This is a genomic window from Actinomyces sp. HMT 175 (assembly GCF_016694895.1).
Classification (GTDB): domain Bacteria; phylum Actinomycetota; class Actinomycetes; order Actinomycetales; family Actinomycetaceae; genus Actinomyces; species Actinomyces oris.
In genome coordinates this window covers 2765187-2776905 of sequence record NZ_CP068012.1, presented here as the reverse complement: position 1 = coordinate 2776905, position 11719 = coordinate 2765187, and the positions used below count along the sequence as shown (strand labels likewise).

At 69.4% G+C, this 11719-nt stretch carries 9 protein-coding genes and 1 tRNA gene; 4 read left to right on the top strand and 6 right to left on the bottom strand.

The window, feature by feature from the left end; genetic code table 11:
• Positions 1–63: 63 nt before the first annotated feature.
• Both JJJ14_RS11520 and JJJ14_RS11515 read right to left on the bottom strand, forming a co-directional pair.
• Entirely contained in the window at positions 64–510 is a 447-nt protein-coding gene (locus tag JJJ14_RS11520; RefSeq protein ID WP_003788918.1) for a GNAT family N-acetyltransferase, read from the bottom strand.
• Positions 511–890: 380 nt separating this feature from the next.
• On the bottom strand, positions 891–2234 hold the full coding sequence (locus JJJ14_RS11515; RefSeq protein WP_101559110.1) for a serpin family protein: 1344 nt from the start codon (positions 2232–2234) through the stop codon (positions 891–893).
• Positions 2235–2555: 321 nt separating this feature from the next.
• Between JJJ14_RS11515 and JJJ14_RS11510 the strand changes: the two genes are divergently transcribed.
• Positions 2556–3920 carry a PAS domain-containing protein gene (locus JJJ14_RS11510; RefSeq protein WP_101559109.1) on the top strand — a complete coding sequence of 455 codons (1365 nt, stop codon included), beginning with the start codon at positions 2556–2558 and terminating at the stop codon, positions 3918–3920.
• A gap of 8 nt (positions 3921–3928) precedes the next feature.
• On the opposite strand, the gene JJJ14_RS11505 is transcribed toward JJJ14_RS11510, so the two are convergent.
• The 3 genes from JJJ14_RS11505 to JJJ14_RS11495 all read right to left on the bottom strand — a co-directional run bounded on the left by JJJ14_RS11505 (position 3929) and on the right by JJJ14_RS11495 (position 6370).
• Positions 3929–5155 (bottom strand): methyltransferase domain-containing protein, encoded by a 1227-nt coding sequence (locus tag JJJ14_RS11505; protein ID WP_201444203.1) that lies wholly within the window; start codon positions 5153–5155, stop codon positions 3929–3931.
• An 88-nt stretch (positions 5156–5243) separates the two neighbouring features.
• Positions 5244–5319, bottom strand: a tRNA-Thr gene (locus JJJ14_RS11500).
• A gap of 121 nt (positions 5320–5440) precedes the next feature.
• On the bottom strand, positions 5441–6370 hold the full coding sequence (locus tag JJJ14_RS11495; protein ID WP_101559107.1) for a DsbA family protein: 930 nt from the start codon (positions 6368–6370) through the stop codon (positions 5441–5443).
• A 256-nt stretch (positions 6371–6626) separates the two neighbouring features.
• Here JJJ14_RS11495 and JJJ14_RS11490 point away from each other — a divergent pair, with 256 nt between their 5' ends.
• Together JJJ14_RS11490 and JJJ14_RS11485 are read left to right on the top strand one after the other, a co-directional pair.
• Entirely contained in the window at positions 6627–7067 is a 441-nt protein-coding gene (locus tag JJJ14_RS11490) for a hypothetical protein (RefSeq protein WP_236592830.1), read from the top strand.
• A 421-nt stretch (positions 7068–7488) separates the two neighbouring features.
• A complete protein-coding gene (locus JJJ14_RS11485; protein WP_101559106.1) occupies positions 7489–7911 on the top strand; it encodes a hypothetical protein in 423 nt (140 codons plus the stop codon).
• Positions 7912–8008: 97 nt separating this feature from the next.
• Here the strand turns inward: JJJ14_RS11485 and JJJ14_RS11480 are convergent, their stop codons facing one another.
• The gene (locus JJJ14_RS11480) at positions 8009–10060 is read right to left on the bottom strand and encodes a serine/threonine protein kinase (RefSeq protein WP_201444202.1); all 2052 of its coding nucleotides are present in this window, start codon (positions 10058–10060) and stop codon (positions 8009–8011) included.
• Between the two features lie 354 nt (positions 10061–10414).
• Here JJJ14_RS11480 and JJJ14_RS11475 point away from each other — a divergent pair, with 354 nt between their 5' ends.
• Entirely contained in the window at positions 10415–11542 is a 1128-nt protein-coding gene (locus JJJ14_RS11475) for an ABC transporter ATP-binding protein (RefSeq protein WP_003788927.1), read from the top strand.
• Positions 11543–11719 lie beyond the last annotated feature (177 nt).

Below are 11719 nucleotides of genomic sequence, written 5' to 3'. Positions count from 1 at the left end.
TTTTTGAAGATTCTGTCGAAGTGATCGTGGCGGTGGTGGGAAGGGGGCCGTGGGGCGTGCCTCTCAGGCCTGGGCGTAGCGGTAGACGTTGGTCTCCCGCAGCTCGAAGCCGGCGCGGCGGTAGAGGCGGTTGGCGGCCTCGCGCGTGGGGCGGGAGGTGAGGTCCACGGTGCGCGCGCCCAGCTTCCCGGCGTGCTCGACGGCGGCCTCCACGAGGGCCTGCCCGGCGCCCTGACCGCGGGCTTCACCGTCGACGACGACGTCCTCCACCCAGGCGCGCAGGCCCGTGGGGATCGTGAAGGTCGCCAGGGTGAGCATGCCCAGGATCGGTGCGCTCTGGCCGGCCTCGGCCTCAGGCCGGAAGACGAAGAGGAAGACCCCCTCCTGAGCGATGAGGGCCTCGCACTGCTCGGCGGTCAGCGCCGGGGCGCTGCGGGAGAGCTGCGGGATGAGGCGCTCCATGGCCTCGACGATCTCCGGGCTGGAGGTGGTGACGAGCTCAACGGTCATGAGGAGTTCTCCTGCTGGTTGAAAAGAGGCGGCGGGCCGAGACGGGCTGGTCCCGCGACGGCTTCCTGTCAGCCCTGGAGCCTACCGCCTGGGAGCGCTCCGAGCGCCGAGATGCCCCACCGACCGGAAGAATCTGGACAGAGTCTCGGCCGGTGAGGTGGGATGCCCGGGCTTGTGGGGAGCCTGGGCTCATGGGGTGGCTCGGCCGACGGGGTGGGGAACCGCGGCCGGTGAGGTGGAGCGACCGGCCGATGAGGCGCCCCGGCTGGTGGAATGCCTCGGTGGGGAGCCTGGGCTCGTGGGGAGCCTCGGCCGACGGGCCACCTTGGTTTGCGGAGCCACGGTCCGAGGGTGCCTCGGCCGGCCGCCAGCGGGCCCGGTCAGGCCGAGCCGCTGATCTCCTTGACGGTGGGATCCATGATGGCGGCCTCGAGCAGAGCGGTGCCGCTGGTCAGGTCCCGCAGTCGCAGTACGTAGGGGTGGTCCACCGTGAACTCGACTGGCTTGGTCTGCTCCGCCGGCGCCGCCATCGCCGCTGCCTGGCCCTCGCTCAGAGCGGCTGCGACGGTGCCCTCCTCATCCAGGATGAGGCGTATCTGCTGGACCACCTGGGTCAGTGCCAGCTCGGGCGCGATCTTGTCCAGGCCCTCGGGCTTGAGCCCCTGCTCCTTGAGGAAGTCGAGGAGCTCCTTGGGCTCGGAGGTGAGGTCCAGCTTGGGCAGGGCCAGCTCCACCTCTCGGGGGCGCACCTTGTCCAGGGCCGTGGATGCCTCCGCCCATGTGCTGGCATCCATGGTACTCGGCAGGGTTCCGGCGTCGGGCAGGACGACGTCGAGAGCAAGGTCGGAGTCCCTCCCGTCCTGCCCGCCGGCGTAGGCCAGGCGCACTGCCGCCCAGCCCTTCCCAGTGGTGTGGGGGATGGAGCGAGTGTCGTGCATGAGGTCGGCCTTGACGGTCTTGCCCCCGGCGAGCGTGAAGTTCCTCTGCGAGGTGCTCCCGGCGTCGAAGGGGGATTCCCACTGGGCCGCGAAGAGCAGCGCGTTCTGCACCACCAGGCGGGTGTCCTGGGTGACATCGATGCCGCTTTCCGGGATGAGGCCGGCCGTGTTGCGCGAGGCCCAGGCATCGAGGTTCTCCTTCATGGAGCTCACACCGACCTGCTCGATCTCAGTGGAGAACCAGCGCAGCACCGCATCGAGGTAGGTCTGCTTGACCTTGAACTTCTTGTCATCGGCGATGAGGACGTGATTGGCCAGGTGAACGAGAGGCTTATCGGGGGCCTTGTCCGGGTCGAAGCCCTTGAGGTCACTGTCGTAGCGGTTCAGGGAGTTCTGGATGGCCGACCAGGCCCGGTCACGATCCTCACCCGAGAGCCCCAGGAGCGCGTCATAGCCCTGGGCCGAGGCGTCAGTGGCGCCGTCGGCCAGGATCGCCAGGACGAAGGCAAGACTGAGAGGGGAGGCCAACGCCGTCGCGGCCGAGTCCTCCTTGAGGTAGTGGGTCAGCAGCTTGCTCCCGAGCTGGTCGCAGGCGGTGGCGGCCTTGGTCACCTGGGAGGTGACGTCGGAGAGACTGACCTTCTCATGGGTGACCTTGGAGGTCAGCTGCGTGCCCGAGGCCAGGGAGCAGCCGCCCAGCAGCGCCACTGTTGCGGGAACCAGGGCGCCCAGTGCCAGCACCTGACGGCGGGCCAAGCCGCAGTGGTCGGAGGCGGACAGGCTCATCAGGGGATCACTCGGGGTCATGGCGTCAGGTTAGGGAGCCCGCTCGGCCCTGTCAGCGCCTTGGTGAACTCCCACCATGGGGAATCATCCCCGGGTCGGTGGCGGGTGGGCCGCAGCAGCTTGCGCCCGCGACCACTCGATCGGCAGAAAACGGCCCCATCGCGCCGTGACCACGGTGACGCGCCCTCCTGCCGGGATCAGCCGCCCCGAAGGCCGCTCAAGAGTAGGCTTCCGACCAAGGTCCCACAACGCCCCGCAGGCCCCGCAGCTCCGACGCCGCGCGCCTGCGCCGCCCCAGGAAGGTCACTAGGAAGGTCACTCATGGTCGAGTCCGCAGCTCACGTCGAGCACGTCTTCGCCGCCGACGAGCTCTTCTTCTCCACCACGGACTCCCACGGGCGCATCCGCCGCGCCAACTCCACCTTCATGCGCTTGTCCGGCTACCCGCGCGGCGCCCTGGTGGGGCGGGCCCACAACGTGGTGCGGCACGCGGACATGCCCGCCGGCCTGTTCCGCTCCATCTGGGACGCCATCGAGGAGGGCCGGGCCGCCAGCGCCTACATCACCAACCGCTCCTCCGACGACGGCCACTACCGGGTCTTCGCCACCATCGTGCCCTCCGGCTCCGGCTACCTGTCCGTGCGCACCCTGCCGATGCTCACCGACCTGCGTGACGACATCGAGGCCGCCTACGCCCGGGTCCGCGACGTCGAGGAGGCCTCCGCCGCGGCCGGCTCCACCCGCCGAGAGGTGGCCGCCGCCGGGCAGGCCGCCCTCCAGGCCGAGCTGCAGGCCCTGGGCTACGCCGACGCCATCGACTTCACCCGCAGGGTGCTGGTCGCCGAGGTCGGTGAGCTGCTCGCCCACGGCGTCGGCATCCCCGACAGCCCACAGAGCGAGGGCCCCGTGGCCCGCATCCTGGGGGCCATGGGCCGGATCGAGGCCGAGACCGCCGGGCTGGTCGGCATCCTCCAGGAGGGGCAGCGGCTCGCCGACCTCCTGGGCGAGAGGGCCGGCGAGATCGAGGCCCTCTCGACCCGCCTGGGCACCCTGCGCGAGGCCATGCGCGCCGTCGGCACCGACGTCGAGGTCCTGGGCCACGGCGAGCAGGCCGACGACGTCGCCGCGCGCTGCCAGCAGGTCGACGCCCTGGTCCTGGAGTGCTCCGAGCAGCTCCACCCGCTGAGCAGCCAGATCGAGGCGCTGCGCGGCGACCTGGACTCGGTGAGCTTCCGCATCGCCCTGGCCCGCCTGCACAACCTGGCCGCCGGGATCTTCGCCCTGCAGATCCTCCAGGGCCAGGACGAGGTTGACGCCAACGACGCCGTCGGCAGCCTCACCGAGCTGTGCTCGGCGCTGAGCGACGGCGCCGACAACCTCACCCAGCGCGTCGGCCTGCTCGACGCGCGCCGCGAGCTGGTGGGCGGCGAGCTGGATGTCGTGGCCGAGGACCTCGGCGTCATCCAGGGCCCGATCCTGGAGGTTCTCGAGGCGGCCGCGGCCGCCGGTGCCGGGCAGGCCGACTCCGTGACCGCCGCCCGCACCCTGGCCGAACAGGGCTTCGGCGAGGCCCGGGACCTGGCCGACCTGGCCGTGCGCCTGCGCGACCTCGAGGTCCCCTTCGAGGCCGAGGCCATCAACAGCGCCCTGGCCGACGTGCGCGCCGCCCTGGCCGAGCTCGAGTAGGCGCGGGCTCAGTCCCGTACCAGCTCCACGAGCACCTCGGCGTGATCGGTGTGCGGGAACATGTCGAACAGGCGCGAGCGCACCACCCGCATCGAGGGCAGGTGCTCCAGGTCCGCCGCCAGCGTGCGCGGGTTGCAGGAGGAGTAGAGCACCCGCTCCACGCCGGAGGCCTCGATCCTGCCGGCCAGCTGCTCCCCGATCCCGCGCCGGGGCGGGTTGACCACGAGCAGGTCCGGGCGCTGCGCCCCGCCGGCGCGCTCCCCAGCGGCCGGGTCCAGGATGCGGGCGTCGCCGGCCTCGAAGCGCACCAGGGCCGGGTCCAGGCCCATGAGGTCGGCCGCCGCGCGCGCCCCGTCAATGGCCGACGCCGAGACCTCCACCCCCAGCACCCGGCGGTTGGGCGCCGCCAGGGCCAGGGCGAAGCCGCCGACGCCGCAGAACAGGTCCCACACCCGGGCCGGCTCGGCCTCCTCGGCCCAGTCGCGGGCGGTGGCGTAGAGCGCCTCGGCCACGGCCGTGTTGGTCTGGAAGAAGGAACGGGTGGGTAGGTAGAGGGGCAGCTCGACGCTCTCGGCGGGCCGGCCTGCCCGGCTGCCGAGCCCCGGTGACGGCAGGCCCAGGCGCATAAGGAGGCGGTCCTCCTCGGTCAGGACGATCTCCTCGGGCCCCTCGATGACGGCCTGGTGGACGCTCTGGATGTTGACGGCGGCCACCGCCAGTTGGGGCAGGCGCCGACGCAGGTCCGCTACGGCGGCGCGCAGCCGCTCCTGGTATCGGCGGGAGCGCAGGACGAAGCGCACCATGAGGTCGTCGTCGGGCGAGGCGGTCACGAGGATGTACTTGAGCTCACCGCGGCGCGTGGGCACGTCGTAGGGGCGAAGGCCCAGCTCGGTGATGAGGTCGGCCAGCACTGGCAGGGCCGCCTCGATGGCGGGCACGTGCAGCGGGCAGGCGCGCAGGTCGACGCCGCACCCGGCGCCGTCGAGGATTCCCAGGGTGGGGTGGGCGGCGGTCCCGGCCACCGCCATCTTCGCCTTGTTGCGGAAGCCGGTGGGGGCGCTTGCCGCTGGTGCCTGCCACAGCTCGGCCGGGACGTGCTCGGCCAGGAGGGCGGCGACGCGGGACTGCTTGGCAGCCAGCTGGTCGGGCATCGGCAGGGACAGGTGGGGGCAGGAGCGGCAGGTGCCGGCGTCGTGGAGGGCGCAGGACGCCGCTGGTGCTGCGGTCACCGACATGTCCCCTCCCGGTGGTGCGCTCGTGGCCGTGTCGTGAGGTGGGGCCGCGACAGGAGTGGCCGGGCCCCGGACGGCTGCGGGCGATGAATGGAGCCGCTTGTCGGACTCGAACCGACGACCTGCTGTTTACAAGACAGCTGCTCTACCAACTGAGCTAAAGCGGCGCGCGGCCGGCCAGGCGGCCGCAGGTGCGTGGGACAGTCTGTCACAGACCGCCCCACGGCGGGAAACCGTGGGAGGCGGTGCTGCGCCCGTCGCCACCCGGGCCGGCGCGACGGGCCCCGGTCAGCCCTGCTGAGTCGGCTGCGGGCTGGGCTGCTGAGAGGCCTGCTGGCTGGGCTGCGCCGTCGGGGTGGCAGCGGCGACGAGCTCGGTCAGAGAGGTCGGAGTCTGAAGCTTGTTCAGGTCGACCTTCTCGCCCTTGAAGAAGACGGTGGGGGTGCCCTCCAGCTCCCGGGCCTTGAAGGCCTCGTCGCCGAGCGTGACCCACTTGCCGTACTTGTCGGAGTCGACGGCCGCCTTGAACTTGCCGGAGACCTCCTTGGGGACGTTCACCTTGGTGGCGGCGGCCACCAGGCCCTCCACCGTCATGTTGCTCTGGTTCTTGGTCTGAATTGCCTGGGAGAGGATCTCGAAGGCGGCGTTGTGGAAGCTCAGGGACTGGGCCGGGGCCTCATCGAGGACCACGCCCATCGCGTTCATGACGACGCTGGTCCACTCCTGCTCGAGGAGCTTGCAGGGGTGGAGGGCCAGGGTGATCTTCTTCTCGCTCAGGAGCTGGTTGATCTCCTGGGTGTGGAGGCCCTCGAACTGGGCGCAGTGAGAGCAGGAGTAGTCGAAGTAGATGTCCAGGACGGGGGCCGAGGCGGCGACGGTGTCGAGGGCGGGGCCCTCACCGTAGGTCCAGGAGGCATCGGAGAGGACCTGCTTGGGGATACCACTCTGGTTCGCCTTCGCGGTGGCCAGGCCCTCGCTCGGTGCGGGGAACTTCGACGACGACTTGTTGTCCTTGGTGCCGTTCTTGGCCTCGATGCCGCGGTAGACGAGGTAGCCGAGTCCGCCGGTCACTCCCAGGCCCGCGACCCCGATGAAGCTGCGGCGGGCGATCATGTTGCGGCGCTCGCGGCGGGCTGAGGCCTCGCGCAGCTCCTTGGCCTTGAGGCGTGCGGCCTCACGGCGCTGGGCCTTGGTCTGGCGGGGCTGGTTACTGGACACGCGGTGCTCCTTGTGGTGCGGTGACGAGCGGACGACCAGGAAGACGAATAGTCAACGAGTGATGGTTGTCGTGACGACATTCTGCCCGAGGATCCTGGAGGAAACCACGCCTGGTGTCTGCCGGTGGCGGATTGTGACGCATCGGTCGTCGTTGTCCCGGCGCGTGTAGCCGGGGTCGGGCAGAATCGGGGGGAATCAGACCGAGCGGTCCGAGAGTGACCGGGTGGAGGGGATTGTGACCATGATGGATGGGCCTATGGGCGGTCAGATGGAGGAGCAGATGGTCCTGCTCCAGAACATGTCGACCGACTGGGGCAACTGGATGCAGTCCGTGGGTGCCCAGGAGGTCGTGGTGGAAGTCGAGGGGGTGGGGACGCGCGCCGCCGTGACGAGTCGCGTGCTCAGGCCCCGTGGCATTCTGCGCCGCGCCCAGTGGGCCGAGAACGAGATGCCCGTTGAGCTGGTCCGTGAGGCCGTGCGCCTGCGGGCGCTCATGGCCCACCCCCGTGGCGGGACCTGGACGTGGGCGGCCCTGTCCATGAAGAGCAGCGAGGGCTACAAGCTCATCTCCGACTTCGACTACGACCGCGAGCCGGTCCTCGACCCGCCCTACACGGCGGAGGACTGCGCCAAGGAGCTGGAGGTCTTCCCCCGTGACCCCGGTGCGATCCCCGACTGGATGAAGATCGGGGTCTGAAGGCAGAAGAACTGGCTCGGAGGGGTGCGGCGGGAGCAAAGGGCGCGCGACTGCATCAAGACGTGCCGCAGCAAGAGTGCGGGAGAGTGAGTTGACGTCAAGTACTCAGAGAGATCGGGGAAACCCTGTCGTCGCGAAGTGCGAGGCATTGTTGCGTGACTGGCTGACTGAGGGTAACGGTGCTGATGAGCCGAGTTCCGGTAGGGTCGGTCGCTCTGGTGATGAGTGAGCGGGGAGTTGCGTGAGCGAGATGTGGGAGCCCGAGGCCGTAGCGTCCTCGGGTGGTTACTACACGGTGCAGGAGTCGGCGCCCGAGGTCGATCCCTCCAGACGATCCGTGTCGGGCCCAGTGTCGGGTTACGGTGCCTTCCCTGCGCCTGGGACTCCGGGTGCGCCGGCCCCCGGGATGGTGCCTGCGCCGATGATGGATCCGGTGCCTGTGAATGCGCCTGCTCCGTCGGGTGCTGAGGCCTGGTGTGCGGGGCTGTTCGGGCTGCTAGCGCCTCTGCCGATCCTCGATGTGCTGCTCGCCATGGTGGCGATGATGGTGGTCGGCCTGTGGAACAAGAAGGACCTGCGTGAACCGGCCCGGACGAATCGCCGCCTGGCGGCGAGCTGGGGACTGACGCTGCTGCTGGTGGAGCTGGCACTGGTGGTCATCCAGATCGCCGTGTTCACCATCGCGGACGATTTCTATGAATCGCTGCCTTTCATCCCGTGGGGCACCCCGATCATCATGGCGCTGGTCATGGTCGGGGTCCACGTGCTGGTGTGCATTGTCCAGGCGATCCGGGCCTACCGCGGCAAAACCCTCCGCTTCGGAGGCTTCCCCTTCTTCCACTGACCAGGTCCGCGCCCAGTCAGTACTGATCCCAGCGCACCGCGGGCCCCGGAGGCGGAAGTCGCCGGGCAACCATGGCGCCCGCCGCCGAGGCGGCATCTCAGGTCCCGTAAGGGCTCATCCTCGGAATCGGCATCAGCCCAGCAAAGGACAGAATCAATATCACGGCCCCAATACCCAACATGGCCATGACCAGGTTTCTTCGGGCATTGTCACTGGGGGCGACGGAATTGATGATATGTGCGCCACCGCGTCGCGTCGCCGCACCCCATGGCGCTAGCCACAGGATGAGGAGGTCCAGGGCGACCCCCAAGAGGAAGATGGTGTAGAAACGAACAGGTAGCGGGATCGATCCAAAAGTCTCGGATTTTTCCTGCCCCAGATCCGATGAGAAAATAGCCATGAGGAAGAGGAACGCAGTCCCCGAGGCCAGAAGAAAAGCGAAGCCAACAGAGATCGCCGAACGCACCAGGTACCACGGGGTCATGGCCCACATGCGGGAGTCGTCCGACGGCGAGGTGCCACCCCTCTGAAGCCGGTTCCAACGGCGAGCGTCCTGGGCCCGGCCCACAGCCCCGGCCACCACCGTCAGAATCGCCGCGATGATCGCCATCCAAACCGGTCTGAAGATCCCGGCCGCGGACAGCATGAACCACAGGGCCAGCATCGCTATCGGGTGACGCACCGGCTCCTGCGCCCACTGGGGCAGCTCCCCGGGACGTCTGGGAGCGTTGCCGCGGCTGATCTGCGCCCCCCGGGCGCCAGCTGCCATCGGTCCCGCCATTGCTCCCACCGAAGGCGCAGCTGTCGGACCGGCGACGGCCTGGGAGTAACCGGGCTGATACGCCGTCGGATGCTGACCCGAATAGGGGAACATCGGCACCTGCCCTGACGGCGCCGGCCGCGGGTACGCCCCCGAGGCGGCCGCAGGCGCAGGAGCGCCCACGCCGTACTGCATCGACTGCGCCCCCCGTGAGGGCATCGCCGAACTGTTCTGGTACCACTGGCGAGGTGGGATGGCCGGTGGGGGCTGGGTGGAAGCGCCGGACGCGGCCGACGGCGCCGAGTACCCGTACCCTCCCTCCGCGCCGGAGGGCGCGGAGACGGGGCTGCCGTAAGCGGCCGGGGAGGCCGAGGTCGCGCTGCGCGCATCCCGAGGCGACCCCGGGGTCGAGCCGTAACCAGGGGTGAACGTACTGGTGCTCCGCTCCAGCTCGCTGAACTCCGGCTCCTCGTCCTCGGGTCCCAGGAGCCGGTCGACCGCCTCCTGTCCGGTCCCGCCCTCGGCGATCTCATCGAGCACCTCCAGCAGGCCGTCCGGGGTCAGACGGTTCTCCGCCTCAGGGGCGAGCGCCGCCGTGAAGGCCCGCGCCAACGCCGGGCACTCCTCCTCCAGGTTCCCCAGCTCCGGGGTACCCGCGTAGACGCGCCGGAAGACCACCTGCCAGGCGCCCGAACCGAAGGGCGCCAGCCCGGTGACGGTGAACAGAAGCACGCCCGCGCAGGCGTACCAGTCGACGTCGGCATTCGGCTCCCCGCCGTCGAGCATCTCCGGAGGGATGAATCCCGGCGTACCCGTGACCTGGCCGGTCTGCGTGAGACGGACGTCGTCGGCCACCTGGGCGATGCCGAAGTCGATGAGAACCGGCCCCTGCGCGCCGAGCATGACATTGGAGGGCTTGAGGTCGCGGTGGATGACGCCGGCGGCGTGCACCGCGCGCAGTGAGTCGACCAGTCCGTGAGCCAGGTCGGCCAGGTCGCGGGCGTCAGTGGTCAGGTCGTAGACGCCCTCGTGCTCCACCTCGTGTTGCAGGGTGGGGCCCTCGATGAGCTCGGTGATGACGAAGGTGATGCCCTGGGAGCCGTCCCCGGTCTCGATGTCCAGGATGCGCGCCACGCGCGTGTCCCTCACTCGGGCCAGAACGCTGGCCTCCCGGTCCAGGCGGCGCCGAGCCGTGGGGTCCGCGGCGATCTGCGGGTGGAGGATCTTCATGGCCACGTGGCGCCCACCCTCATCGGTGGCCTCCCACACCACGCCCATACCGCCAGCGCCCAGGCGACGCAGAAGCCGGTATCCCCCCACTGAGGTGCCGGCGCGCAGTTTGCTCAGGGTGACCGGCTCGCCCGGGTGCGCGTCGAAGTTCTGCGTCATGCCCCCCACAGTACCGGCCCGGATTCGCTCGTGGGCGCCCCGAACCTGTGGGGCTCTTCGCCCGACTGTGGGCCATGTCGCGGGAGTAAAGCCAGTGGTGGAGCCGGATTGCCGGTATCGGGTCGGGCGGATTCCGACGGCGGGGATGGGGAGGTCTCCACCGTCCGCCATCGCCATCGAGGGCCGGGCTGACTGATTGCTGAGAATCTCTGGTCAAAGCGGGAAACCTGTGTCAAGATGAGCCCGTCCGCGGTCGAACGGCTGATCGCGGCACGTGTCAATGCGGACACGCATCGGCACCTTTCACGACGGATCGTCCGGCACGTACCTGCCGGTGAAGGGATAGCACCACTCATGGCAACTGTGACTTTCGAGAACGCCACGCGTATCTACCCGGGCAATGACCGCCCCAGCGTTGACGCTCTCAACCTCGAGATCGCCGATGGCGAGTTCCTCGTACTCGTTGGCCCCTCCGGCTGCGGTAAGTCCACCTCCCTGCGCATGCTTGCGGGCCTGGAGGACGTCAACGCCGGTCGTATCCTCATCGGTGACCGCGACGTCACCGACGTTCAGCCCAAGGACCGTGACATCGCCATGGTCTTCCAGAACTACGCGCTCTACCCGCACATGACCGTGCACGACAACATGGGTTTCGCCCTGAAGATCGCCGGCACCCCCAAGGCCGAGATCGACAAGCGCGTGCGCGAGGCCGCCAAGATCCTCGGTCTGACCGAGTACCTGGACCGTAAGCCCAAGGCTCTCTCCGGTGGTCAGCGTCAGCGTGTGGCCATGGGCCGCGCCATCGTGCGTAAGCCCAAGGTTTTCCTCATGGACGAGCCGCTGTCCAACCTGGACGCCAAGCTCCGTGTGCAGACCCGCACCCAGATCGCCTCGCTCCAGCGCTCGCTGGGTGTCACCACGGTCTACGTCACCCACGACCAGACCGAGGCTCTCACCATGGGTGACCGCATCGCGGTCCTCAAGGACGGCGTGCTCCAGCAGGTCGGCACCCCGCGCGAGATGTACGACCACCCCGCCAACGATTTCGTCGCCGGCTTCATCGGCTCGCCGGCTATGAACCTGGGACAGTTCACGGTCAAGGGGGACGTCGCCACCGTCGGCGCCGCCAAGATCCAGCTGTCCAAGGCGACCCTGGACGCCATCACCCCCGAGGACGGCGGCAAGGTGACCATCGGGTTCCGCCCCGAGTCGCTCGACGTCGTCTCCGCCCAGGACGAGCACTCCATCCCGGTGCGCCTGTCCTTCGTGGAGGAGCTGGGCTCCGACGCCTACATCTACGGTGAGCTCGTCGGCGCCGAGGAGTCCGAGGCCAAGCTCGGCTCCGGTGAGGACTCCAGCCAGATCATCGTGCGCGTGCCTCCGCGTACCGCCCCCGAGCCGGGTGAGACCGTCTACGTGCGGATCCGCCCCGGTCAGGAGCACATCTTCTCCGCCTCCACCGGCAAGCGCCTGCCCGCCTGAGGATGCTGAGCACGACGGCGCCGTTCCCCTTCCTTGGGGGCGGCGCCGTCGCCGCGCTCACCGCGGGGGCCGGTGGCCCACGCGCCCGGCGGAGGAGGTTCAGCGGCCGGCACTGTCAGAAGTGTGGTCGGCGGCTCATGTCTTGGAAAGCAAATTGGGTTCTGGCCTGAAAGAATG

What these genes read in the sequence shown, in the direction of transcription:
- JJJ14_RS11520 (WP_003788918.1), bottom strand. Translation starts at nt 510, where the DNA reads ATGACCGTTGAGCTCGTCACCACCTCCAGCCCGGAGATCGTCGAGGCC.
- JJJ14_RS11515 (WP_101559110.1), bottom strand. Translation starts at nt 2,234, where the DNA reads ATGAGCCTGTCCGCCTCCGACCACTGCGGCTTGGCCCGCCGTCAGGTG.
- JJJ14_RS11510 (WP_101559109.1), top strand. Translation starts at nt 2,556, where the DNA reads ATGGTCGAGTCCGCAGCTCACGTCGAGCACGTCTTCGCCGCCGACGAG.
- JJJ14_RS11505 (WP_201444203.1), bottom strand. Translation starts at nt 5,155, where the DNA reads ATGTCGGTGACCGCAGCACCAGCGGCGTCCTGCGCCCTCCACGACGCC.
- JJJ14_RS11490 (WP_236592830.1), top strand. Translation starts at nt 6,627, where the DNA reads ATGGGCGGTCAGATGGAGGAGCAGATGGTCCTGCTCCAGAACATGTCG.
- JJJ14_RS11485 (WP_101559106.1), top strand. Translation starts at nt 7,489, where the DNA reads ATGATGGATCCGGTGCCTGTGAATGCGCCTGCTCCGTCGGGTGCTGAG.
- JJJ14_RS11480 (WP_201444202.1), bottom strand. Translation starts at nt 10,060, where the DNA reads ATGACGCAGAACTTCGACGCGCACCCGGGCGAGCCGGTCACCCTGAGC.
- JJJ14_RS11475 (WP_003788927.1), top strand. Translation starts at nt 10,415, where the DNA reads ATGGCAACTGTGACTTTCGAGAACGCCACGCGTATCTACCCGGGCAAT.